The following is a 26639-nucleotide window of genomic DNA, read 5'->3' on the forward strand; positions in this document are numbered from 1 at the left end:
CATGAAAAAATCAATAAAATTGCTATCCTTGCTTTGTACTTCTACAATAATTTCATTGCCTGCTATTTCTTGCACTATCAAAGTAAATCATGATAACGAAGACAAGGAAAATTTAGATTTTTCAAATGATTTTGGTGATAAAAAACAAAAAAATGAATTCAATTTCAAAAACAAGATTTCACAAAATATTTATGATTTGTATCAAAATAAAATTGCTATTTTATTTAACGATGTAAAAACTAATTACCGGGAATATAAAAAAATATTTGGATCTTTAACAAGAAACTTAAACACTCTAAGGGCTAAGATTAATAGCTTAAGATACGAACAAAGTTTAAAAGAAAACAAAAAAATATTAAATGATTTTTACAATAATTGATTAGAAGTAAAATCATCAATGCTAAAAAATAATCCATTTGCATTATATTTATTCAAATATAGTTTAATTTTTTCTGATGTGGATGCCGTATTAGCTGATACAAATCTTGTTTTTGAAACTTCTGAATTTTTAAAATATTTAAAGACAATTGATGACAGGCTTGAAGGCAAAGACATTGATTTAGGTCAAACTCAACATGAATTACAAGCGGTTTGAGATTTTATTAAGGCGCATATATTCAATCCAAATAAATTAACCAAGAGAGAAATGCTTGATAAAATTAACATTGAAGATGATAAAAACTCGCATAATCACTCACATGCAATCATAAATTTAACATATGAAATGGGTCTATGGCATGAAATGCTGAAAAAAAATAAACTTCAAAATTACGAAGAATTTCAAAAAGAATATAAAATTGCTAAAAAACACATAATCGATAATATAAACAATATTGATGTAAATAATAATTATTTAGCATTAAAAAAAGTCCTAGATAAAGATTGAAGTTTGGAAAATTCTTACAACTTATTAAATGATTCATTTTTTAGTAGAGCAAAAGAAATTTTAAAAATACTAAAAGAAAATTTGATAAGTATTGCTAAGATTGTGGGTTTAACTGATAAAATCAATTTAGACTAAATCTTTAAATCATAATTCCTTTTTAAACTAAAAATAAACGTAACTTGTTATAAACCTGGACAAAAAAATTAGACTCGTAATGAAAAAATACGAGTCTTTATTTTTATTATTGAAAGGTTAAATTATTATGGGAAGACAATTAAGAGAAGATGAATGATTATCAATATTTTTTTGATATGAACTATATTTAAATCATGATATTTCTAAAGAATTTTTATCACATAAATATTGCGAAATTAGTAATGGAAGGCAACTAAATAAATATAGTTTAAAACTAATTAAAATTAAATATAAACTCTATAATTTAGGTATCAATATAAAATCGCAAACAGGCAAGGTTTCTAAAAAAGGTAAGAGTTCAGGCCTCTAAAGAAAAAAAAGAAATATTGAATAAGAAAAAACAAACTTTAAAAGAAATGTTAAAAGAACAGCTTGAATATCTCATTACTGATATTTTTTTATGAAGAAATTTTAAAATGCAACAATAGCAAAAATTTAAAAGAAGTTGTTGAAAAAAATAAAAAAAGGCATAATTTTTCAATATCAATAAAACAAATTATCACTATTTTAGGGATTAAAAATCTACTTTCTATTAAGAATTAAAAAATTTAAATTGCCAACCAAAAACAAGGAAATTGTAAGCTGAAATTTGCCAAAATATAATGATACTAATCTTGTTTTAAAATATTTTAAACTAACTAAATTCCCTAAAAAATTCATTGTACATCCAGACCATAGATATCAATATTTCTCTAAGGAATTCCTTGATTACATAGATTCAATTAATGGCACTATTTCTATGTCAAGAGTTGGAAATTCTTTGAATAATAGAGAAGTAGAATATTTCTTTTCTATTCTAAAAACTGAAATATTTTCAAATTTCTTTCAAAAAGTAAAAAGTTTAACATTTGATGAATTGCAAGCAGAAATAGACAAATTTATTAATTGATATAATAATGAAAGATTTATCAAAAAATTTGATTTAAAAACACCCCAACAAATTCGGGATGTTTATATGAACAATAAATCTATTTGAGTCTAAATTTTTTGTCCTAGTTTATTTATAGGCTTTTTTATAAGTTTATATTATTTTTTATCTAATGTTCTAAATCTTAATGATAAGCAGCTAAGTCCACCATCAAGTTTTCTATATTCACTTGTATCACAAGTAATAACTCTATAAATACCTAAATCTTGAATAGCTTTTAAAGTTTTTGGATATCCTTCAGGTACTATAACAGTTTCATTAACTCAAATACAGTTTGCGGCATATGCTTCATCGGCAGGAACTACAATTTTGTTAAATGAATCAAATGTAGGATAGTTAACAAATTCACCTGCAATTAATAAGTTATTATGTTCAAGATAGTTAACTCCTGTTTTAAGGTGCAACATTTCTGTCATTGGTACTGGAACTAACTTCTTACCAATTTTTGCTAATATATTGTGGAATTGTCTAATTCCGTCACGATTAGTTCTTTCGGACATACCAATGTAGTATGTATCTCCAACCATCATAACATCTCCCCCGTCAACAGTTCCGGGAGCTTCAATTTTTGCAATGTGTCCATCATCAAAGTATTTCTTTAATGCAGGAAGCATTTCAACTTTTTCTCCATTACGTGTTTTAGCACCTGGATTAGTTAAAATAGCTAGTTCACCTGGAATAATAACAGCAGTATCTTCTACGAAGCATGAGTCTGGATATTTTTCATTTAAAGGTAAAACGGTTATATCAACACCACAAGTCTTTAATTTTTCAATATAATCTTTGTGTTGTTTTTTAGCAAGTTCATAATCTGGATGTAAGCCAGCTGATGAAATACCATTTACCATAGCAGCACATGGTGTTTTAACAATAATACTATTAAATTTATTTTTTAAAGGTTTTTCACATGATTTGCAGCAATCTTTGCAATCATTACATTTTTTACAATTACACATGTTTTTTCTCCTTAAATATAAAATTGTCGTATATATAACGCATAATTTTACTATTGCTATACATTTATAATTATGCCATTTTATGGTGAAGTAGAAATTTAAAATATTGAATTTACATAAAATTGTTTGTTCCTAAACAAATTGATAATCTTTTACTTAAAATTGTAAATTAAATAAGAGAGTATTATTTATGGCAAAAATTAATGGTTCAATTATTTCAAAATATGAAATTAAAAAGATTAAAAATTTAGATTTTATTTCCAAAAATTTGCAAGAAAAAACAATGTTATCAATTCCTACAATTTGTAGATATAAAAAAATTATTAAAGATAATATGCAAGGTAGCAAAATTAAAGTAAATATTAGACATAAAAACTTTAATAATCAAAATGCAAAAATAATAGAAAACGATTTTGCAAAAGACTTATTTTTGAAATATCAAATTGAAAATCAAAAAATAAATTCAAATGTTACTAAAAAATTTATTACTGTTAAAGATTTTTATGAAGACCTTAGTGAAGAAATAAAGTCAAAAATTTCGTTATTGTATTTATATAATGCTTGATTAAAGCATGGTTTTTGCAGTCCTTATGCTACCCATAAAATTAAAAGAATTGCAAAAAATATTTTTCAAATTTGAAAATTAATTACAGCAAAATTAGCAATAGTGAAAAATTAATTTATAAGGCGAATATTTTATTGATTGAAAACACTAAAAATTGTCAATATATTCAAATAAAAACCAAAATTATAAATTTGGTGAAATTATTGAAGTAGATGCTTGCCGAGATAGATTTTTCGAAACCAATGAAAAATTCATATTTATCATGCAATTGATGCCAAAAGTGGTGCATTAGTTGCCTTGTGAGCTGAAATTTATCAAAATATAATGATACTAATCTTGTTTTAAAACATTTTAAACTAACTAAATTTCCTAAAAAATTCATTTTATATTCAGTCCACGGATATCAATATTCCTCTAAGGAATTCCTTGATTACATAGATTCAATTAATGGCACTATTTCTATGTCAAGAGTTGGAAATTCCTTGGATAATAGAGAAGTAGAATATTTCTTTTCTATTCTAAAAACTGAAATATTTTCAAATTTTTTCAAAAAAGCAAAAAGTTTAACATTTAATGAATTGCAAACAGAAATAGACAAATTTATTAATTGATATAATAATGCAAGATTTATCAAAAAAATTGATTTAAAAACACCCCAACAAATGTGGGATGTTTATATGAACAATAAATCTATTTGAGTCTAATTTTTTTGTCCTAGTTTATTTTACTTACTTTTTTAAATTTTGTTCATTCCTTATATTTTTTACACGGCCTAAAAATAAAAAATATTTCTTAGTCTTATATTGCTAAGAAATATTTTTTAAAATTATTAATCTATTTAATTTTTGCTCTTTTGATCACTTAATGGATCGAAAGCAACGTAAGGATATTTATCTTTTAATGTAGATCATATGTATGAAGTATCAATGTTTTTGTTAGCCTTTTGAATAGCTTCACATTGTTGATATGAATTTATTGCATCATATATTGCTTTATATGTTGTAGGGTTGTTTTTTTCTCATGCAAAATATTCTTTGATAACAACTTTATCAATTTTGTTTTCAGTATAATTTGAAAAAAAGCAATGAACTATTTCATGTAGCAATGAATAAAATATATATGCTTCAGAATTAAACATATCAGAAAGGAAAATATACCTTTTTGCTCCTTTTTTCAAAGCAATGGCCCTTATCAAACTATTTTCAATAAAAGGCATCGTTACTAGATTAATTCCTTTGCTTAATAAAACTTTTTTAATTGTTTCCATTTTTTCTTCAAATGAACAATGTGTATTAGACATGATCGTTAAAATCTTATGATAAAGTGAATTAAATGAAGATTTTCTAAAAATTCCCACGTTTTCGTCAATATTTTTATCAATTGAAAGCAATTCGCAAAATCTTATTCAAACTTTTGTATTTGGGTTTGAATATGTTCATTCTTCTGCCGAAACATTATCTTTTAAATATTTATCATAGTTAGCCAAATCAGCAACACCAAAAAATCTTTTTAGCATTATTAATTTAACATGTAATGGACTATTTTCATGAATGCTAATGTTAGCTGCCAATGCTAGCTCTGGATGATTTATTAAAAAATCAATACCATGTTTCTTTAAATCATCTTCAATATTCTTATTTTTCTTTAGTGTTTTTAAGTTATTATAAATATGATAAACTTCCGTTAATGTGCCAATTTCTAAGTGAAATGCATATTCAAGCGCCTCAATAATAGTTGCACTAACGTTATTAACTTCATTATTCATAATTGAATTGATATGTTTTATTGATAATCCAAGTCTTATAGATAATTCTTTTTGAGTCATTGAAAACATTTTTAAATAGTATTTTATTTCATCTGTAAAATCATTGCCATGAATTTTAACGTGCTTCATATCACAGATGTGCTCTTCAATCATAAACCCGCCTTAACTTAAACTATTTTTTTATTTTTTATAACTATATTATAATTTTTTTTAGTTAAAAAAGTTTATTTTTGATACAAAAAAATATACAAAAAAGTATTTTTATATTGTTTTTTGTATATTTTTTTAAAATGATAATTATTGTTAATATATTAAATTTAATATTCCTAATCCACTATATCTTTTGACGCAACTGCAAAAGGTAGAATATCTTTCATTTTATAATGCTTTTGTTGCTTTAAATCAAAACTGTATAAATATACATCGCCATCTAGTTTTAAAAATTGGCTAATAACTTGGGCACAAGCACCGCAAGGATATAGCAATTTTGATAAATTGCTAATTATATGTATTTCTTTAAAATTACCAACTCTAGCGCCATATGCTACAGAACCAAATAATGCACTTCTTTCAGCACATAATCCAGATGGAAATGCAGCGTTTTCAGTATTAACTCCCCAATATTCTTTGCCATTTTCTTCAATTGCACAGCATGCAACTTGAACATGTGAATAAGGACTAAATGAATATTTTAATTTATTTTTTAATTCTTCTATTGTCATACATATAATTTTACAATATATTTGCAATATAAAATTTATATTAAAATAAACATTTCTTAAAAAGTGTTAAGTATTTTTGCTTAACAGTAAAAAATGTGTTAAAATATATACTAACTTTAAAAATAAAATTATTAATTAGAAAGGAAAAACCATGGTTAAATTAAGATTAAAAAGAACTGGTAAAAAATTCTATGCAACATATAAAATTGTTGCCGCAGATGCAAGAAGCCCACGTGATGGTAAATTTATTGAAGAATTAGGCTACTATGATCCTAATTCAAAAAAATTAGTGTTAAATAAAGAATTAATTATTAAACACTTGGACAACGGTGCAAAACCTTCAGACACTGTACGTAATTTGTTAAAGCAAGACAACTTCTATGCAGACTATGTTGCTTCTAAAAAATAATTTTAATAAATTATGAAGATAAACATTCTGACACTATTTCCAGATTATTTAAATGCTTTTTGCAATCAAAGTATGATAGCAAAAGCATTAGAGCTTGGACACATTGAAATAAACATCATTAATTTTAGAGATTATTCATTAGATAAACATCATAAAGTTGATGATAGCCCTTATGGTGGAGGCGCAGGTATGTTGTTGCAAATCGAACCAATAGATTTAGCACTACAACCTTTAAAAAATAGTCACAAAATTTTACTTTCACCGCAAGGAAAGGTATTTAGTCAAAAAAAAGCACATGAACTTGCAAAATTAAATGAAATTACTTTAATATGTGGGCATTATGAAGGCTTTGATGAAAGAATAACAAAATTAGTAGATGAAGAAATATCAATTGGAGATTTTATCTTAACAGGTGGAGAAATTGCAGCAATGGCAATTTCAGAAGCAGTAGCAAGATTAATACCAGGAGTATTAAGAAAAAATAGCTATGAGAATGAAAGCTTCGAAGGAAATGGATTACTAGATTATCCGCAATATACAAGACCTGCCGTATATAAGGGAATGAAAGTACCAAAAATCTTATTAAGTGGAAATCACCTAGAAATAGAAAAATGAAGATTAAGAAAAGCTCGGGAAATAACCAGAAAAAAACGTCCTGAATTATTAAAGAAAGGGAAATAACATGAGAACAAAATTGTTAGAATTAGTAGAAAAAGATCAAATAAGAGAAGACTTGCCACAATTAAGAGAAGGTTATAACGTAAGAGTTCACGTAAGAATTAAAGAAGGCGATAAAGAAAGAATTCAAGTTTTTGAAGGATTAATTATTGCTGAATATGGCACAGGAATCAATAAATCAATTACCGTAAGAAAAGAATCATATGGTGTTGGAGTTGAAAGAATCTTTAAAATTAACTCACCTTTAATTGCTCAAATTGAAGTTATTAGACGTAATAAAGTAAGACGTGCTAAATTGTATTACATGAGAGATTTAAAAGGTAAGAGTGCAAGATTAAAAGAAATTAAAAACTCAAAATAATAAAAAAATAGGGCGTAAGGCCTTATTTTTTTATTATTTAGGGCGATAAATTATATTACTTTAATTAACAAATTATTAACATTTTATTAACAAAAAAATTCAATATAATTATTGGTAAAAAATTTTGCCATTTAATCAAATTAAATACAATTTTTAATATCTTTTTTTTCGACTTAAACTATAATCTTGTTCGAAAGGAAATATTAAAAAATGAAAAAACACACAAAAATTTTATTAGCATTAGGAAGCATTGCAACTTCAGTTGCTGCAATACCATTAGTTGCTGCAGGTTGCGTAAAAACAAAAAAACCAGAAGGTGAAAAACCAGAAGGTGAAAAACCAGGAACAACACCTGAAGTTAAACCAGAAGATCCTAAGAAACCAGAAGGTGAAAAACCAGGAACAACACCTGAAGATCCAAAGAAGCCTGAAGGTGAAAAACCAGGAACAACTCCAGAAGTTAAACCAGAAGATAAAAGATCAGAAGAACAAAAAGAAATAGATAATTGAATAGAAACTGTTAAAGATCAATTTGAATTTTCTCCATACAACAAAGAAGAAGTATTAAAATCATTAAAAGATAAAACAGGAATATTAGTATACAGTTACAAATCTCATAGTATAGTTTTAAAAGATAATAATGATAGTAAAGTAAATTGATCTAACATTGTCTTTTCTCCTAAGGATGAATCTTTATTCTCACAATATCAACTAGCCAACCCAACAAAGCCTACTTTTTATAATAAAAAATACAAGAATAATTCAATAAGTGGTTACATTGACTATGAATTAAAAGACAATAAGATAACATTAAAATTTAAAGGAGCTAAATTTGTTGCAAGAAAAGACCCTATTATTGGAACTAAAATTGTAAGCAATGAAATAGATCTATCAGAAACACAATTAGATAAAATTATAAAAGATCTTAAATTTGATATCAAAGACAAAAACAAAGAAATTAGCAAATTAACTGCCACTGATGTTAAATTAGAAGGCAATCTAAACGGTGCAAATATTAGTTATAATTTTGCAGCAAAAAAAGGCGATGAAACAACACTTGTTTTAACTGTTAAAATTTCAAAGAATTCCGTAACTCAAACTTTTGAAAGAGAAATTAAAGGATTTAAAAAACAAGAAGCAAAACCCGAAACTAAAAAAGAAGACGAAGAATTAGATCCAAAAGTAAAATTGATCAACAAAAAAATTGAACAAAACAAAGACTTATTTACATTCGAGGTTTGAGATGAATCCAAAAAACAAGAAGTAATTGAAAAATTAATAAAAAAAGAAGCTAAATTGTTCTATCTAAAAGGAAATCATAATATTATTATTGAATTTAATAGCCAAGCGCCAGAAAAGGCTTTAAGCCAAGTTGTATTTAAAGGAAAACCCGGAGCGTTTTATTCATTTGGTCAAGTTCAATTAGTAAATCACCTTCACCACTACAAAGATGAAAAAGTTGAAAAAGATAAATTAGAATTATCTTACTACTTGGAATATGAAGTAAAAGATAACAAAATTACTATAACTTGAGCTGGTGGACAAAAAGATTATGGAATAAACCCTTTTATCTTTGGAACTAAAACCGCTTCACAAACAATTGAATTAAAATAACAAAACAAAAAAAGTGGGCAACATTGCCTACTTTTTTATATGTTTTTTTAATAGGAATTTATTAAATTCTTTTAAGTATGTAAAAGTCTTTTTTACCTTTTTTTAATAGCGCATATTGACCATTAAATTTATTAAATGTAATTGAATAATTTTCATCGTTTATTATATTGTTATCAATTAAAAAAGTATTTTTTGAAATAAATTCTCTTGCTTCTCTATTTGAAGAAACAATTTGATTATTTTTTAAAATTTCAATAAATTTTTCGCCTTCTTTAACTTCAATACATGGTAAATAGCCCAAAAGCATTGAAATATCTTCTATGTTTAATTCTTCGTTACTTTTGTTAAATAAAATCTCGCTTATTCTAATACATTTGTTTGCAATATCAACCCCATGAATGTCTTTAACCAATTCAAAGGCTAATTTCTTTTGGGCAATTCTTTTGGTTTTATTTTCATTGTGTTGAGTCATAATTTTGTTTATTTCTTCAACTTCTAAAAATGTTAATCATTTTAAATATTCTTCAATTTTTACATCACTTTGATTCAATAGGAATTGATATATAGAATATGGACTAGTCATATTTGGATCAAGCCATAACGAACCTCCGCCAGTGCTCTTACCAAATTTTTTGCCATTTTCGTCAACTAATAAATTGAATGTCATGGCAACTGCATCAGCAGATTCTCCATGTAATTTTCTAATAATTTCTAGTCCAGTTGTAATATTTCCTCATTGGTCTGAACCACCCATTTGAATTTTTACATTGTGATTTTCATATAGACATTTAAAATCTCAACCTTGAAGCAAGGTATATGAAAATTCTGTAAATGTTAAACCGTTTGCAAGTCTAGTAGTAATAGAGTCTTTTTCAAGCAAATAATTTACATTAATTAATTTACCAATATTTCTTAAAAAATCTACTACTGTTCAATGCTTATAAAAATCTAAATTATCAATTACTTCTAAACCAAATTTTTGTAATTGATTTTTAATTGCATTTTTATTTTGTAGTAGTGTTTCTTGATCTAAAAATTTTCTTTCAGAATTTCTAAAACTAGGATCACCAATCATTCCGGTTATTCCACCCAATATTGCAATTGGTTTATATCCTGCTTTTTTAAAACGTAACAAACTTAATATTTGTAGATAATTTCCAAGGTGTAAACTTTTAGCAGTTGGATCAAAACCTGTATAAACACCTGTTCCTAGTGATATATTATTAAATTTTTCTTCACTAGATATATTATTTAAAACACCTCTTGATTTCAAATCATCTAATATATTTTTTTGCATATCTATCCTTTTTGTTATAATGTATTAAATTATTTATTAAAAATATAAGTAATATAGTAATTATATATTAATTTTGTTTATTTTATGGCTATGAATCTTAAAATAAACAAATAGAAGGACATTATGAAAATTAAAATTATTATAGACTCATCAGCAGGGATGTCGCAAGAACAAGCAAACAGCTTTGGATGAGATTTAATTCCAATTCAAATCGAAGTAGGAAATGATATATATAAAAGTGGTATAGATTTTGATACAGACAAATTTGAAGAACTTTGAAGAAATGACAAAAAAATAGATGCCAAAACTTTTGCAACTCCTCCCGGAATAGCCATGCAAGTTATAGAAAAATATTTTAATGACTACGATAAAATTTTAGTCTATCCAATTTCAAATGCGCTTTCTTCGCAATGTGCTTCGCTAACAGCACAATTTGCTTCAAATCCAAAAGTTCATATAGTACAATCAAATAAAATTTCTTATCTGATTGTTAGAGACTTATTAATGTTTGAAGAATATATTAAAGAAGGAAAAAGCTTCGATGAGGCAATAGAACACTTTAAAAATAATAATGAAAGATTACTTCTAATTCCAGAGTTTAACGATGCCTTGCTAAAAGGCGGACGTTTATCAAAAGCAGCAGCCGCAATAGCAAAATTATTAAAAATAGTTCCTATTATTAAATTTGATAATGGAATTTTAGAAAAAGATGGTATTGGTAGAATCTTTAAAAAAACTCTAGAAAAAAATTTAAAAGAATTATATGAAAATACAAACAAAGATAATGAAAACAATTATCTATTAGTTGTAAATGCAAATAACGATAAAATAGATGAATTAATTCAGTCGTTTAAACAAATAACCAATAATTTTCCAAGGATTTATACAATTCAATTGAGCTGCGACATTGTAGTTCATGCTGGTATTGGCGCAATCTGTTTAACATTTGCTGAAGTTAGTCCTAAAATAAAAGATAAATTCTTTTTATACTTAAAAAAACAATAAATTAAAAATACCAGGTTTTTACTTGGTATTTTTAATTAGTTTATTTCTTGCTTTCAATTGGGTAAACTGATGCAAATTTTCTGTTAATTCTGCTTTCGAATTTTACAATACCATCGATTAAAGCAAATAAGGTGTCATCTTTTCCTCTACCAACATTTTGGCCTGGGAAAATTTTTGTTCCTCTTTGTCTATAAATAATGCTTCCTGCTAAAATAAATTGGCCGTCGGTTGCTTTTACGCCTAATCTTCTTCCCGCTGAATCACGGCTATTGGCGGTTGTTCCGCCTGATTTCGTATGTGCCATAACTATTTTTCCTTAATTTCTGTAATTTTAACTCTGGTAAATGGTTGACGATGTCCTAATTTACGTTTATGAGTAGATTTAGCATTGTGTCTATAAACAACTATTTTTTTTGCTTTTCCTTGTTTTTCGATGGTTCCTAAAACAGAAGCTTTTGGTAGATAAGGTGAGCCAACTTGTTCATCAATAACTAAAACTTTATCAAATGAAACTTTGTCACCTTCATTGCCATCAATTTTTTCGATGTAAATTACATCACCGCTTTTAACAAGTAATTGTTTTCCGCCGGTTTCAATAATAGCAAACATTATGAAGCCTCCTTATATTTTGTCACATCCTTAAGGTACTATTGATATAGTTTTAAAACCTTTTTAGTATGGTTACTCTATAAGTAACAAATACATTATAGCAAAAAAATATTTTTTTAATCAGTAAAAAGTATTTCAAAAAATTTCTTTTATTTTTCAAGCAATTTACTTACTTTTTTAATTTCAATATCTAGTTTTTCTATTGAAGCAAATATTTCATAAATTGTTGAACTTTTATCCTCTTCGGCGTTTTCTAGTAATAATATAGTAAATGCATCAACTGTAATATTTTTTAAACTTAATAAATTAATTTATTAAAAACCCTATGCTAATTAATAGTAGTATTGTTTGATTAAAAAAGAAAAACAATATATTTTGGCAAATAAAAATATTATTTCAAACCTTTTGGGTGATTTTAATTGCTTTTTTTGAAAGCATAGAAAAATGTGGGGTTAATCAAAATAAAGAAAAAAACAAGATCATAACTGTCTTGCTTTTTTCTATCATTTCTAAGAAACAAAATTAACTAGTTTATTAAAAAATAGTGAATAAAAAAACACCCTTATAATAGGGTGTTTGTGTCAATAAAATTAAACTCTTATTTAAATTTTAATTATTCAAAATCGTTTTGATTTTCTTCATCATCAAATGTTTCTTCTTCGGCAACAAGTTCTTCGTCGTTTGGAGAATAATCTTCTTCAACTGATTGTTTATCATTGTCATATTCTTGCGCTGTATTAACAACTGAATCAATATCAATAGGTTCAGAAATTTCTGTGCCGTCAATAGGAGTTGTTGTAAAGTAATTAATTGATGGTTTTATATCATATTTTGAATGTTCTTCAAATGGGAATAATGCTGTTCCTGATGGAATCTTTTTACCAAGAATAATATTTTCTTTTAAGCCAGATAAATTGTCAATTCTTGATGAAATAGCGGCGTGAACTAATATCTTGCTTGTTTCTTGATAAGAAGCAGCGGCAAGGAATGAATCAGATAACAATGGAACTTGTTTTGCACCTTTAATAACAACTTTACCATATGCTGGCTTCAAACCTTTTGAAAGTAGAATAGCATTTTCTTCTTGATAGTCAAAAATATCTACAATAGCACCAGCGAAGAATTTAGAATCTCCTGGTTCAGAAATTACTAATTTAGACATCATTTGACGAATTATAATTTCAATATACTTATCGCTAATTGCAATACCTTGAATACGATAAATTCTTTGAATTTCTTTCAATAAATAATTTTGAACAGTAATTACGTCTGTTAAAGCTAATAATTCTTTTAAGATAATTGGTCCTTCAGAAATCTTTTGACCAATTCTTAATTCATCGCCTTCTTGAACACGTAATTTTTTGGTTGTATTAACAAAAATTTTGTGAGAAACTGTTGTGTTTGAAGATCCTTTGCTTTCAATTGTTACTAAATAGTTTGTATTGTCTTTTTCATCAACTTCAATCTTTGTAACAATACCTTTATATGGTGAAATAACGGCAGGACGTCCTCATGGTTGTTCGTGGGCATCAATTAATTCAATCAATCTAGTGAAACCACCAGTAATATCTTCAACCCCGGCAACACCACCAGTGTGGAATGTACGCATAGTTAATTGAGTTCCTGGTTCCCCAATAGATTGAGCTGCAATAATACCTACTGCTTCACCGATATTAACAATTCTATTTGTTGCAAGGTCTTTACCAAAACACATCTTACATACACCGTTACGTGTATTGCAGCCTAAGATTGATCTAATTTCGACTTCTTCAATACCGCTTGCTATTATTCGTTGAGCAATTTTTTCAGTAATTAATTCATTTCTAGAACAAATTTCTATACCCGCACTTGTAACAACAGGTTTGTTTGCAAATCTTCCAACAATTCTTTCTTTCAAAGGAACAATAATTTGTTTAGTTTTTGTATCAACTATGTTTCTTGCTTTATAACCATAGTCAGTACCACAGTTTTCTTCTCTAACAACAATATTTTGAGCAACATCAACTAAACGTCTTGTTAAATAACCAGATTTTGCAGTGTTCAAGGCAGTATCGGTTAAACCTTTTCTAGCACCGTGAGTTGATGAATAGAATTCAAATGCAGTAAGTCCTTCAATAAATGAAGACTTAACAGGAACTTCAACTGTTGATCTAACAACACGGTCGTTTTTAGCATCGGCCTTAGTAGTTTTAGTATTGTTAGCCATCAATCCACGCATACCTGCTAATTGAACATAGTTAGAAATGTTACCACGAGCACCTGAATTAATCATGGTAATAACTGGGTTTTGAGGATTTTCTTTAATTATTTTTTGTAGGTCTTCTTGAATTAAATCCTTAACTTCTGCTCATTTTTTAATAGTTAAAGAGTAACGATCATCATCAGTTATTCAACATTGTTCATAGTAGTGTTTTAATTTAGCAATATATTCATCACCTTGAGCAATATATTCTTGCTTTTTATTAGTTTCTAGAATATCACTAAACGAAATAGAAATTCCAGAATATGTTGAATAGTCAAAACCTAATTGTTTAATACTATCCAATATTGAAGCAACAATGTTTGTATATCTAAATCATACAGTGTCTAGAATTTCTGCTTTTTCAGCTGGACTAAGTGGAACTTCTTGTCCATTTGCCCTAGCAGGATTTAACATTTCAATCTTTTGCTTTTCTTGACTTGTAAATTGAGCTAGCAACATTGCATGTTCATAATCAATTTTTCTATTTTCATAATTTTTAACATGCAAGAATTGAATTATTGAATCATTAGCATCACTTGATTCAGTTAAATTATTAATAACTTCTGCAATATCAGACATTGAAATTTGAGCAACATATTTATCAAAAACATAACGTATTATTTTAGAAATATTCTTTTTGTTAAATGCTTCTTCAATAGGCATATTTTTGATATATTCAGGAATATTAGTACCTGCTTGAACAACATATTTTGCATTGAATGTTTGATTATAATCTTCCAATGAATTTGCCTTAGCAACTTTATTGTCGTAAATAAATGGAAATGTTTTAGGGAATATATTATTAAAAATAAATTTACCTACTGTTGAAATTATATATTGAGGACCATCAAATGGGAAAATAAGTTTTGGAGTTTTAACTTCTGAAGCAGGTAATGCTATTCTAGTGTGCAATGTAACTACTTTATTTTCTAATGCTCTAAGCATGTGTTCATAGTTATCAAAAACACGTCCTTCACCTTTAGCCCCTGGTTCTTCAATAGTTAGATAATAAATACCTAAAACCATATCTTGAGAAGGGTTAATAATAGGTTCACCATCTTTAGGTCCTAGAATGTTTTTATTAGCCAACATTAATTCACGACTTTCAAGCAATGCTTGTTCAGAAACAGGAACGTGAACAGCCATTTGGTCACCATCGAAGTCAGCATTAAATGGAGTACATACTAATGGGTGTAATCTAATAGCCTTGCCCCTTACTAAAACAGGTTCAAAGGCTTGAATAGATAAACGGTGTAATGTAGGTGCACGGTTTAACAATACTAGTCTGCCCTTAATTGCTTCAGCAACATGAGGTCAAATTACTGGGTTTTGGTCTTCAATAATTTTTTTAGCACTTTTAATTGTTGTAGCTACTTCTTTTTCAATTAGCCTTTCAATTATTCATGGTTCAAATAATTTAGCAGCCATTTCTCTTGGTATACCACATTGGTGCATTTTTAATGAAGGCCCTACGGCAATAACTGAACGTCCAGAATAGTCAACACGTTTTCCTAGTAAATTTTGTCTAAAACGACCTTTTTTACCAGTTAATGCATCTGAAATTGATTTAAATGGACAATTGTCTTTTGATAAAACAGAGTTAGGTGTTCTTCTTTGGTTATCAATTAAAGCATCTACTGCTTCTTGAATCATTCTTAGTTCGTTTTGAATAACCAATGTAGGGGCATCTTTTTCTTGTCATTGTTGCAATCTATTATTTCTAATAATTACTCTACGATACAATTCATTAATATCACTAGTTGAGTGTCTACCACCATCTAATTGAATTAAAGGTCTTAAATCTGCTGGAATAACAGGCAAATTATAAATTAACATGCTAGTTGGATCTTGTTTAGATTCAATAAATGCATTAATTACTTGTAAACGTTTATAAAGTTTTTCTCTTGTTTGTTTTGCAGTTGTGGCAAAACGTTCAGGATTATTAATTTCTTCTGCATTTAAACGATTAATTTCATCAGTTACTTTTTGCTTTTCTTCAGCTAAATTTATATTTTTTAATAAATATTCAATAGCTAAAGCACCAGTACCTATTTTAGCATCTGAATAATGTTCAATTACTTCGTTTAATTCATAAAAATCAATTCCATATTCTTGGCCGATTTTTGATGTTGCTTTTTCAATTAAAGAATCTAGGGTTTCTTTAATATCATCATATTCTTCTGTGCCTTCTTGAAATCTTTCAAGTAATTCTTCTAGAGCATTGCGGTAAATGATTGCTGCTTCATTGATTTCAATAATTTGATTTTTAGGTAATGATTTTAAGCCACCATCTTCTAGAACAATATGATTTTTGTAATAAATTAAATTTTCTAGTTCTTCACGTTTAACAACGTCAGAACCATTTGAAGATTTTAAACCAAGCAATTTATAAATAATTGAGTGATCAACTTTGAAATATCAAAAGTGAACAACTGGACTATTTAGTTTTATGTGTCCCATATGGGTTCTACGTGCTATTTTAGGCAATATTTGAACATGTTCTTGTTTACATAATTCAGTTCTTGTACAATAGCTTCCTTCATTAACTTTTTTGTATTTGAAACCACATACAGGGCAACGATAATCAATCATTGGTCCAAAAATTATTTCATCAAATAATCCACCACGTTCTGGCTTATATGATTTATAGTTAATAGTTTCTGGCTTAGTAACTTCACCATGAGACCAAGTTTCAACATCTTGAGGAGTTGCTAATGCTAATGAAATTTTTGAAATTTTTTCTTCATCTAATGATTCGTATTTTGAAATTTTTTTCATATTATTCTAAACTCCCTTCAAATTCTTGGAAATATTTTGTGTCTACTCTTTGATCTTCTTCTGAATCATCTACAACATTATCAGATTTTTGATGTACTTCTAATTTAATTCCTAAACCACGTAATTCATATGCTAAAACATTAAACGATTCAGGTGTTCCTGGTTTAGGCAATCTTGCATCTCTAGCAAGAGAGTTATATAGTTTATTACGTCCAACAATATCGTCAGATTTATATGTTAATAATTCTTGTAGAACATTTGAAGCTCCATATGATTCAATAGCTCATGTTTCCATTTCACCAAATCTTTGACCACCATTTTGACTCTTTCCACCAAGTGGTTGTTGGGTAATCAATGAATAAGGTCCTACTGAACGTGCGTGCATTTTGTCATCAACCATGTGATACAACTTCAAATAGTACATAATCCCTACAGAAATTGGATGATCAAATGGTTCTCCGGTAGCCCCATCGTATACTATTGATTTTCCTGTTACATCAATATTTGCTTCTTCAAGAATATCACGAATTTGGTTGTGTGAAATTCCATCAAATATTGGTGTAACAAATTTGGTATTTAATTTTTTAGCAGCAAGTCCTAAGTGCAATTCTAGAACTTGACCAATGTTCATACGTGAAGGGACACCTTGAGGGTTTAAAACAATATCTAATGGTGTTCCATCTGCTAAATAAGGCATTTCTTCAACAGGCAATACTATTGAAACAACACCTTTATTTCCGTGACGACCAGCCATCTTGTCGCCGACTTGAATTTTACGTTTTTGAGCAATTGATACCTTAACTATTTTTTCAATGCCATCTTCTAATTGGTCGCCAAATTCTCTACTTAGAATATCAACAGCAACAACGGTTCCATTGTGGCCATGTTTTACTTTTAGAGAAGTATCTTTTCTTGAGGCAGTTTTTTGACCAAAAATTGCAGCCATTAATTTTTCTTCTGGAGTTGGGTTTTCTTCACCTTTTGGAGAAGTTCTTCCGACTAAAATATCACCTGCTGTTACTTCTGAACCAACTCTAACAATTCCATTTTCACCTAAGAAACGTTTAGAATAGTTTGAAACGTTAGGAATATCTGCAGTTAAAATATCTTCGCCAGCCTTTGAATGTCTAAATTGAATTGATTGTTCTTCAATGTGAATTGATGTATAAACATCATCTTTAACCAATCTTTCAGATAAAACAACGGCATCTTCATAGTTATAACCATGTCAAGTAGTAAAACCTACTAGAACGTTTTTTCCTAATGCTAATTCTCCATCTTTCATTGAAGGACCATCAACTAATAAATCTCCTGCATTAATTTGTTGGCCAACTTTAACCAAAAGTACTTGGTGAATTAATGTACCTTGGTTACTTCTTTCAAATGTTCTTAAATGATAAACATCACTTTTTGAACTATTTTCAGGAGTTACTTTAATAACGTTAGCATCTACATAGTTAACAACACCTGATCTGGTTGCTCTAATATTGGTTGATGAATATTTAGCAATATCAGCTTCAACTCCTGTAGCAACTAATGGTGCTTCAGGGAATAACACTGGAACAGCTTGACGTTGCATGTTTGAACCCATCAATGCACGGTTAGCATCATCGTTTTCCAAAAATGGTATAGCCGAAGCAGCTATTGAGGTCATTTGACGGTTTGAGACACCAATAAAATCTACATCTTCAGCATTTACTTCTAAATATTCATTGTCACGTCTTACCATTACTTTTTCATCAACAATTACATTACCTTCAATGTGAACAGTTGATTGTGCAAATGTATATCCTGTTTCTTCAATTGCAGTAATGTAAACTGGTTCTGAAAAATCTACAACTTTTTTATTTACTCTGAAATATGGTGATTGAATAAAACCATATTTATCAATTTTAGCAAATGATGCTAAATTTAAAATTAAACCAATGTTTGGTCCTTCGGGTGTTTCAATAGGACAAATTCTTCCATAATGGGTAGGGTGAACGTCACGAACTTCAAATTGTGCAGTATCACGGTTCAACCCTCTTGGTCCTAGGGAGGTTATTCTTCTCTTGTTTGATATTTCAGCAAGAGGATTACATTGATCCATAAATTGAGAAAGTTTTGATGTGTTAAAGAACGATTTAAATTGATTAAATATTGGTTTATTATTTGTAACGTTCTTAGCAGTAATCTTATCAATATCTTTTGCTGAGATTCTTTCTCTTGTATTTTTTTCTAATTTTAATAGCCCTATTCTAAATTGATTTTGTAATAATTCGCCTATTGTTACAATTCTTTTATTAACTAATGAGTCAGGATCATCATCAACCCCAACCTTTGAAAGTAAATTAAAATAATACGAAATCGTTGCAATTAAATCAGGAATCAACAAGAAATTTTCTGTTGATGTAGGATCATTACCTAAAACCAAAACTTTTTGGTCATGCAACATATCATTTTCAGTTGGATATATTCAAATGCTTGTTACAAAGATTCTACTTGCAAGTTGTTCATTTCCTTCAACTTCAAGTTGAGATCCATATGCATTTTCATCAATATCTGGCAATTTTCACATAGGAATAATTCCTTGTTTAAATTCATCATGAATCTTTCTTGCGATATTTCAAGTAATGAACATTCCTTTTTCATAAAGAAGTTCACCTTCACTAGAAAAAATATCTTCTGCTAAATAAGAATTAGCAATTCTTTCAATAATGTTTAATTTTCTATTTAAAGTGAAACGTCCTGTTTCAGTTAAACTATATCTTTTTTCATTAAACAAAGTTGTAGGAATTAAATTTCTAGCAGAATCAGCTGTCATACGATCGCCTTTTCTGATGATTCTATAAATTGCTTCTTGTGCTTCTCTTGTAACTTCTTCTGCATTAATTCCAGTGATTTTATCACGTTTAAATGTTTCTTCCAATTCTGGAATATTTTCGCCAAACATTCTTCTAATACCTGATTCACTAAATCCTAATGCTTTTAAGAAAGTTACAACTAAAAATGATTTGTTTTTATCGATATGTATTTTTACAGTATCTGGATTTTGAGAAGTTACTTTATGATAAATTTCTACTCATGAACCAATTTGAGGAATAATTTCTACTTTATTAAACAAGTCGTTGGCTTGTTTATTTCTAACATTAATTCCAAAATAAGCCCCGGTAGATCTAATTAATTGCGAAACAATAACTTTTTCTGAACCATTGATAATAAATGATCCACCATAAGTCATTATAGGAATTTCAGCAAATACTACTTCTGAATCTTCAACTTCACCTGTTTCGATATTGATTTGTCTTAGGTGTGCTTTTAACTTTCCTTGATATGATGAACCTTTTTGTTTAGCTTCTTTAATGCTTTCATATTCAGTTTTTTTAGGATATTCAAAATGTGCTGAATTATGAATGTATTCAATTCTAACTTTTCCATGTGCTTCAATTGGATAGATATTTCTTAATTCTTCTTCAATTCCAACTGTTAGAAATTTTTCAACTGATTCACGTTGCATTTCAAGAAAGTCAGGAGTTTCGAATTTCTTTTGACTAATTGAATAGTCACGTCTTAGGGTAATAGGTCCAAATTTTCTAATTTCGTATTTATCCTTATTCACCATGCTTTACCTCAATTTTTATTAAATTTTGTTTATATTTTTATTTTTTGTTGTATATACGCACACGTGCATAATATACGACAAAAAACACAAAAAAGGCTTTGTGTATTAAAAGCCTCACTTGTGTTTTTTGTAATTAGTCTAAAGTAACTTCGGCTTTAGCTTCTGTTAATTTAGCTTTTAGTTCTTCAGCTTCTTCTTTTTTAGCATTTTCTTTAATTACAACAGGTGCTGATTCAACAAGTTTTTTAGCATCCATTAATCCAAGACCTAATAAGTCTTTAACAACTTTAATAACTGCTAGCTTGTTTCCACCATCTGATTTTAAAGTAACATTAAATACAGTCTTTTCTTCTGCTGCGTCAGCTGCTGCTGCTGGAGCTGCTGCTGCTACAACTGCTGTTGGATCAATTCCAAATTCTTCTTTTAATCCTTGAATTAATTCCATAACTTCTTTAATGTTCATTTCTTTTAATGCTGAAACAAATTCTTCTTTTGTTAATTTTGCCATGATAAATCTCCTTTAAAAATAATTATTCTGAAATTTTTCCTTGTTTTATTAATTCATTTAAACCAATTGATAATTGTTTCAATGGACTCAATAATGAATTTCCAAGAATCATAAGTGATTCTGTAAATGAAGGAAGTTTTGATATTTCGTCTAATGTTTTTTCATCAACTACTTTATTTTCATAAATTCCACTTACAATTCTTAATGCAGGGAATTTCTTCTTTAAGCCTACTAAGGTCTTTAATGCTGCTAACGAATCACCTTTAACAAAGGCATAAGCATTTTGTAAAACTAAACTATCATTAATATTTGCATATTCTGTATTTTTTAATGCTTGTTTAACTAGTCTATTTTTGTAAACTTTTAGCAATGCATTATTTGGAGCTAATTCTTTTCTAATTTCTTGAAATGAAACAACATCCAAAGTAGCATAATTAATTACATATAATGCTTGTGATTCTTTTAAATTGTTTGAAATTTCTTCAACAACTAAAACCTTGGCATCTTTTAATGCGCTCATTATTATTCCTCCTATAAAGATTATGCAATGTACAAACAAGTATAAACATACTAGGTAACATTATTAAGCACTACGCCGTTACTGTCTTCATATATTGCGTTGAAATTATAACAAATTTTTAAAATTTTTATAATTTTTAAATAAAAAAATAGCCATTAGGCTATTTGTTGTTCTTTGAAAACTGAATACGACTTAATTTAGATAACTATATAGAATATTACTATTAAACCAATAAATTTATTAGTACTGGTCAGCTGAATGCATTGCTGCACTTACACCTCCAGCCTATCAACCTCATAGTCTATAAGGAATTTTAAAGGGAATACTAATCTTTGAGGGGGCTTCCCGCTTAGATGCTTTCAGCGGTTATCCCTGCCGCACTTGGCTACCCAGCTATGCTTCTGGCGAAACAACTGGCACACCATCGGTGCGTCCACTCCGGTCCTCTCGTACTAAGAGTAGCTCTCATCAATATTCCAACGCCCACATCAGATAGGAACCAAACTGTCTCACGACGTTTTGAACCCAGCTCGCGTACCGCTTTAATGGGCGAACAGCCCAACCCTTGGAACCGACTCCAGCTCCAGGATGCGATGAGCCGACATCGAGGTGCCAAACCTTCCCGTCGATGTGATCTCTTGGGAAAGATAAGCCTGTTATCCCCGGGGTAGCTTTTATCCGTTGAGCGACGGCCTTTCCACGAAGAACCGCCGGATCACTAAGTCCTGCTTTCGCACCTGCTCGACTTGTAGGTCTCACAGTCAATCACACTTCTACCTTTATGCTCTTAGATACGGTTTCTGACCGTATTGAGTGTAACTTTGAACGCCTCCGTTACCCTTTAGGAGGCGACCGCCCCAGTCAAACTACCCACCACACACTGTCCTCTTCCCGGATAACGGGAACAAGTTAGAAGTTCAATGTAACAAGGGTGGTATTTCAACGGCGACTACTCTTAAACTAGCGTTCAAGCATCAACGTCTCCCACCTATCCTACACATGTTAAATCAAACTCCAATATGAAGTTATAGTAAAGCTCCACGGGGTCTTTTCGTCTAGATGCGGGTCTCCGGCGTCTTCGCCGGAACCATAATTTCACCGAGTCTATTGTCGAGACAGTTAAGAGATAATTACTCCTTTCGTGCAGGTCAGTATTTAGCCGACAAGGAATTTCGCTACCTTAGGACCGTTATAGTTACGGCCGCCGTTCACCCGGGCTTCACATTAATGCTTCGCTAATGCTAACACCTCTGCTTAACCTTCGGGCACTGGGCAGGAGTCACCCCATATACATCATCTTACGACTTAGCATAGAGCTGTGTTTTTGATAAACAGTTCCCCCTTACTATTCACTGCGGCCCACATTTTATTGTGGGCATCCCTTCTTGCGAACTTACGGGATGAATTTGCAGAGTTCCTTGACAATAGTTTTCTCGCTCGCCTTAGAATACTCATCTTGGGGACGTGTGTCCGTTCTCGGTACGGGTTTCCTAACACTTAATGTTAGAAGCTTTTTTAAGAGGCATGAAATCATCTAATTCGCTACTCAGTTGCCCTTTTGCTATGCATCGTAACTCCCAGTTAAGTTATGCGGATTTGCCTACATAACCCAGTTGTTACTTACCCCACAATCCAATTAGTGGTAAAATTATCCTTCCCCGTCACTCCATCACATGTTAAGAAAGTACAGGAATATTAACCTGTTGTCCATCGGCTACGCCTTTCGGCCTCGTCTTAGGACCCGACTAACCCTGGGTGGACGAACCTTGCCCAGGAAACCTTCCCCAATAGGCGTCAGAGATTCTCACTCTGAATCGTTACTCATACCGGCATTCTCACTTGTAAGCGCTCCACCAGTCCTCACGGTCTGGCTTCTAAGCCCTTACAACGCTCTCCTAACGCATTTCTGCCCGTAGCTTCGGTATTGTGTTTTAGTCCCGTTGAATTATCGGCACAAAGTCTCTCGACTAGTGAGCTATTACGCACTCTTTAAACGGTGGCTGCTTCTAAGCCAACATCCTAGCTGTTTAAGAAACTTCACAACCTTTCTCACTTAACACAATTTTGGGACCTTAGCTGACGATCTGGGTTGTTCCCCTCGCGTGCATCGACGTTATCACCGATGTACCGACTGCATAGTAATACATGATAGTATTCGGAGTTTGATTATAGTCAGTACGGCTAGGCGCCGCCATTCCATATTCAGTGCTCTACCCCCATCATTTAACACTACACGCTAGCCCTAAAGCTATTTCGGAGAGAACCAGCTATCTCCAAGTTCGATTGGAATTTCACCCCTACCCACAAGTCATCCGGGCACTTTTTAGCGTACTGCGGTTCGGTCCTCCACTTAGTGTTACCTAAGTTTCAACCTGCTCATGGGTAGATCACCTGGTTTCGGGTCTATATCAACATACTAAATCGCCCTATTCAGACTCGATTTCTCTACGGCTTCGCTTTATTCTACTTAACCTCGCATGTTGACATAACTCGCCGGTCCATTCTGCAAGATGTACGCCATCACCCATTAACGGGCTCTGACTAACTGTAAGTAATTGGTTTCAGAATCTATTTCACTCCCCTCCCGGGGTTCTTTTCACCTTTCCCTCACGGTACTAGTTCACTATCGGTGTCTGGTTAGTATTTAGCCTTACCGGGTGGTCCCGGCAAATTCAGACAGGGTTTCACGTGCCCCGCCCTACTCAGGATACTGCTAGGAGATTTATACATTTCGCTTACGGGAATTTCACCCTCTATGTTTAAGCGTTCCAACTTATTCTGCTATGTACAAATTCATTAATCCATGTCGCAGTCCTACAACCCCAACAACATGTGCTGGTTTGGGCTCTTCCCCGTTCGCTCGCCACTACTTAGGGAATCATTCTTTATTTTCTCTTCCTGCTGCTACTGAGATGTTTCAATTCACAGCGTGTCTCTTCATTCGACTATGAATTCATCGATATGATAATTGAGGATTAGCTCAATTAGGTTTCCCCATTCGGAAATCCCCGGATAACAGCTTATTTCCAGCTAACCGAGGCTTATCGCAGGTAATCACGTCCTTCATCGACTTCCAGACCCAAGGCATCCACCAAAAACTCTTGCTTGTTTAATAGTTTTGTTAATTGTATGACCTATTGTTTGTCTTTATAAAATATAAATATTCTATGGTTGATCTAAACTTTGAAATATTAATTAATATATCAATGTCGATATTCAGTTTTCAAAGAACCGAGAGATAAATCTCTCAAAACTGGATACAAATATTTTTTCCATAACATAGGTTGTACTCCGTAGAAAGGAGGTGATCCATCCCCACGTTCTCGTAGGGATACCTTGTTACGACTTCACCCCAGTCACCAGTCCTACCTTAGGCGGTCGCCTCCGAGGTTAGCAAACCGACTTTGGGTATTACCAGCTCCCATGGTGTGACGGGCGGTGTGTACAAGACCCGAGAACGTATTCACCGCAGCATAGCTGATCTGCGATTACTAGCGATTCCGACTTCATGGAGTCGAATTGCAGACTCCAATCCGAACTGAGATCGGCTTTTTGAGATTTGCTCCATGTCGCCATATTGCTTCTCTTTGTACCGACCATTGTAGCACGTGTGTGGCCCCACTCGTAAGAGGCATGATGATTTGACGTCATCCCCACCTTCCTCCCAGTTACCCAGGCAGTATCTCTAGAGTCCTCAACTTAATGTTAGTAACTAAAGATAGGGGTTGCGCTCGTTGCAGGACTTGACCAAACATCTCACGACACGAGCTGACGACAACCATGCACCATCTGTCACTCCGATAACCTCCACTATATCTCTATAGCTTTGCGAAGGATGTCAAGAGTGGGTAAGGTTTTCCGTGTATCTTCAAATTAAACCACATGCTCCACCGCTTGTGCGGGTCCCCGTCAATTCCTTTAAGTTTCACTCTTGCGAGCATACTACTCAGGCGGATCATTTAATGCGTTAGCTGCGTCAGTGATTCTCCACCGACTAATGATCATCGTTTACGGCGTGGACTACCAGGGTATCTAATCCTGTTTGCTCCCCACGCTTTCGTCCCTCAGCGTCAGTATAGACCCAGTAAGCTGCCTTCGCCTTTGGTGTTCTTCCATATATCTACGCATTTCACCGCTTCACATGGAATTCCGCTTACCTCTATCTAACTCTAGTTTGCTAGTATCCAAAGCGAGCCGGGGTTGAGCCCCGGGATTTAACTCCAGACTTAACAAACAGCCTACGAACGCTTTACGCCCAATAATTCCGGATAACGCTTGCGACCTATGTATTACCGCGGCTGCTGGCACATAGTTAGCCATCGCTTTCTGACAAGGTACCGTCAGTCTGCAATCATTTCCTATTGCAAATGTTCTTCCCTTATAACAGCACTTTACAATCCGAAGACCTTCATCGTGCACGCTGTGTCGCTCCATCAAGCTTTCGCTCATTGTGGAATATTCCCTACTGCTGCCTCCCGTAGGAGTTTGGGCCGTATCTCAGTCCCAATGTGGCCGTTCAGTCTCTCGACCCGGCTAAACATCATAGTCTTGGTGGGCCATTACCTCACCAACTAACTAATGTTCCGCACCCTCATCTTTTAGTGGCGCCTTACAGCGCCTTTCACAACGGAACCATGCGGTTCCATGCGTATCCGGCATTAGCCATTGTTTCCAATGGGTATTCCAATCTAAAAGGTAGATTAAGCACGTGTTACTCACCCATTCGCCGCTAGGTTATTGCTAACCTCGCTCGACATGCATGTATTAGGCACACAGCCAGCGTTCATCCTGAGCCAGGATCAAACTCTTATAAAAAATTTGAATTGGTTGATTATAAATAAAAAAATAAATTTATTTTATTGTTTGTTTTTTTATAAAGTTTTTAGCAATCAAAATTGCTTGATTTATTATATAACTTTAATTAATTTTTTTTGTAAAAAATAGATATTTTTTTATTTGCTTATATATTTTTTAAGAAATGCTTCAATAATTACTTATTA

At 31.0% G+C, this 26639-nt stretch carries 20 protein-coding genes and 2 rRNA genes; 10 read left to right on the forward strand and 12 right to left on the reverse strand.

Annotated elements, in window-relative coordinates; translation table 4 throughout:
• Position 1 precedes the first annotated feature (1 nt).
• From MHO_RS05475 to MHO_RS01445, 3 genes are all read left to right on the forward strand, one after another.
• Positions 2–1021 carry an HxHSH motif-containing lipoprotein gene (locus tag MHO_RS05475; RefSeq protein ID WP_012855528.1) on the forward strand — a complete coding sequence of 340 codons (1020 nt, stop codon included), beginning with the start codon at positions 2–4 and terminating at the stop codon, positions 1019–1021.
• A gap of 127 nt (positions 1022–1148) precedes the next feature.
• Positions 1149–1391: a hypothetical protein gene (locus MHO_RS05480; RefSeq protein ID WP_041359608.1), complete on the forward strand. Its 243-nt coding sequence runs from the start codon at positions 1149–1151 to the stop codon at positions 1389–1391.
• Between the two features lie 279 nt (positions 1392–1670).
• Positions 1671–2063: an IS3 family transposase gene (locus tag MHO_RS01445; protein WP_080569064.1), complete on the forward strand. Its 393-nt coding sequence runs from the start codon at positions 1671–1673 to the stop codon at positions 2061–2063.
• Between the two features lie 44 nt (positions 2064–2107).
• Here the strand turns inward: MHO_RS01445 and MHO_RS01450 are convergent, their stop codons facing one another.
• Positions 2108–2965, reverse strand: a complete 858-nt coding sequence (locus tag MHO_RS01450; protein ID WP_012855529.1) for a dimethylarginine dimethylaminohydrolase family protein — start codon at positions 2963–2965, stop codon at positions 2108–2110.
• Positions 2966–3155: 190 nt separating this feature from the next.
• Here MHO_RS01450 and MHO_RS01455 point away from each other — a divergent pair, with 190 nt between their 5' ends.
• Both MHO_RS01455 and MHO_RS05485 read left to right on the forward strand, forming a co-directional pair.
• Positions 3156–3644 (forward strand): hypothetical protein, encoded by a 489-nt coding sequence (locus MHO_RS01455; RefSeq protein ID WP_012855530.1) that lies wholly within the window; start codon positions 3156–3158, stop codon positions 3642–3644.
• 185 nt (positions 3645–3829) lie between these two features.
• The gene (locus MHO_RS05485) at positions 3830–4234 is read left to right on the forward strand and encodes an IS3 family transposase (protein WP_080569065.1); all 405 of its coding nucleotides are present in this window, start codon (positions 3830–3832) and stop codon (positions 4232–4234) included.
• Positions 4235–4368: 134 nt separating this feature from the next.
• Here the strand turns inward: MHO_RS05485 and MHO_RS05490 are convergent, their stop codons facing one another.
• Positions 4369–5448, reverse strand: coding sequence for a helix-turn-helix domain-containing protein (locus MHO_RS05490; RefSeq protein ID WP_012855532.1), 1080 nt, complete (start codon positions 5446–5448; stop codon positions 4369–4371).
• Positions 5449–5621: 173 nt separating this feature from the next.
• Entirely contained in the window at positions 5622–6017 is a 396-nt protein-coding gene (locus MHO_RS01470; RefSeq protein ID WP_012855533.1) for a cytidine deaminase, read from the reverse strand.
• 151 nt (positions 6018–6168) lie between these two features.
• Here MHO_RS01470 and rpsP point away from each other — a divergent pair, with 151 nt between their 5' ends.
• From rpsP to MHO_RS01490, 4 genes are all read left to right on the forward strand, one after another.
• Positions 6169–6426 (forward strand): 30S ribosomal protein S16, encoded by a 258-nt coding sequence (gene rpsP / locus MHO_RS01475; protein ID WP_012855534.1) that lies wholly within the window; start codon positions 6169–6171, stop codon positions 6424–6426.
• 12 nt (positions 6427–6438) lie between these two features.
• Positions 6439–7107 (forward strand): tRNA (guanosine(37)-N1)-methyltransferase TrmD, encoded by a 669-nt coding sequence (trmD, locus tag MHO_RS01480; protein ID WP_012855535.1) that lies wholly within the window; start codon positions 6439–6441, stop codon positions 7105–7107.
• 1 nt (position 7108) lies between these two features.
• Entirely contained in the window at positions 7109–7465 is a 357-nt protein-coding gene (gene rplS, locus MHO_RS01485; protein WP_012855536.1) for a 50S ribosomal protein L19, read from the forward strand.
• Positions 7466–7675: 210 nt separating this feature from the next.
• Positions 7676–9079: a variable surface lipoprotein gene (locus MHO_RS01490; protein ID WP_012855537.1), complete on the forward strand. Its 1404-nt coding sequence runs from the start codon at positions 7676–7678 to the stop codon at positions 9077–9079.
• A gap of 61 nt (positions 9080–9140) precedes the next feature.
• Here the strand turns inward: MHO_RS01490 and tyrS are convergent, their stop codons facing one another.
• Positions 9141–10376 carry a tyrosine--tRNA ligase gene (gene tyrS / locus MHO_RS05495; protein WP_012855538.1) on the reverse strand — a complete coding sequence of 412 codons (1236 nt, stop codon included), beginning with the start codon at positions 10374–10376 and terminating at the stop codon, positions 9141–9143.
• A 123-nt stretch (positions 10377–10499) separates the two neighbouring features.
• Here tyrS and MHO_RS01500 point away from each other — a divergent pair, with 123 nt between their 5' ends.
• Positions 10500–11381 carry a DegV family protein gene (locus MHO_RS01500; RefSeq protein WP_012855539.1) on the forward strand — a complete coding sequence of 294 codons (882 nt, stop codon included), beginning with the start codon at positions 10500–10502 and terminating at the stop codon, positions 11379–11381.
• Between the two features lie 40 nt (positions 11382–11421).
• On the opposite strand, the gene rpmA is transcribed toward MHO_RS01500, so the two are convergent.
• From rpmA to MHO_RS01540, 8 genes are all read right to left on the reverse strand, one after another.
• Complete coding sequence (gene rpmA, locus MHO_RS01505) at positions 11422–11685, reverse strand: 50S ribosomal protein L27 (protein ID WP_012855540.1); 264 nt, start codon at positions 11683–11685, stop codon at positions 11422–11424.
• Between the two features lie 2 nt (positions 11686–11687).
• The gene (gene rplU / locus MHO_RS01510) at positions 11688–11990 is read right to left on the reverse strand and encodes a 50S ribosomal protein L21 (RefSeq protein ID WP_012855541.1); all 303 of its coding nucleotides are present in this window, start codon (positions 11988–11990) and stop codon (positions 11688–11690) included.
• Positions 11991–12603: 613 nt separating this feature from the next.
• Complete coding sequence (rpoC, locus tag MHO_RS01515) at positions 12604–17010, reverse strand: DNA-directed RNA polymerase subunit beta' (protein WP_012855542.1); 4407 nt, start codon at positions 17008–17010, stop codon at positions 12604–12606.
• Position 17011: 1 nt separating this feature from the next.
• Positions 17012–20611, reverse strand: coding sequence for a DNA-directed RNA polymerase subunit beta (gene rpoB, locus MHO_RS01520; protein WP_012855543.1), 3600 nt, complete (start codon positions 20609–20611; stop codon positions 17012–17014).
• Between the two features lie 133 nt (positions 20612–20744).
• Complete coding sequence (rplL, locus tag MHO_RS01525; RefSeq protein WP_012855544.1) at positions 20745–21119, reverse strand: 50S ribosomal protein L7/L12; 375 nt, start codon at positions 21117–21119, stop codon at positions 20745–20747.
• 22 nt (positions 21120–21141) lie between these two features.
• The gene (gene rplJ / locus MHO_RS01530; protein WP_012855545.1) at positions 21142–21639 is read right to left on the reverse strand and encodes a 50S ribosomal protein L10; all 498 of its coding nucleotides are present in this window, start codon (positions 21637–21639) and stop codon (positions 21142–21144) included.
• Between the two features lie 219 nt (positions 21640–21858).
• Positions 21859–24754: ribosomal RNA gene (locus tag MHO_RS01535) — 23S ribosomal RNA — on the reverse strand.
• Positions 24755–24936: 182 nt separating this feature from the next.
• Positions 24937–26454 (reverse strand): 16S ribosomal RNA (locus MHO_RS01540).
• Together the 16S and 23S rRNA genes form the textbook arrangement of a ribosomal RNA operon.
• Between the last annotated feature and the right edge of the window lie 185 nt (positions 26455–26639).

Source organism: Metamycoplasma hominis ATCC 23114, assembly GCF_000085865.1.
GTDB lineage: Bacteria > Bacillota_I > Bacilli_A > Mycoplasmatales > Metamycoplasmataceae > Metamycoplasma > Metamycoplasma hominis.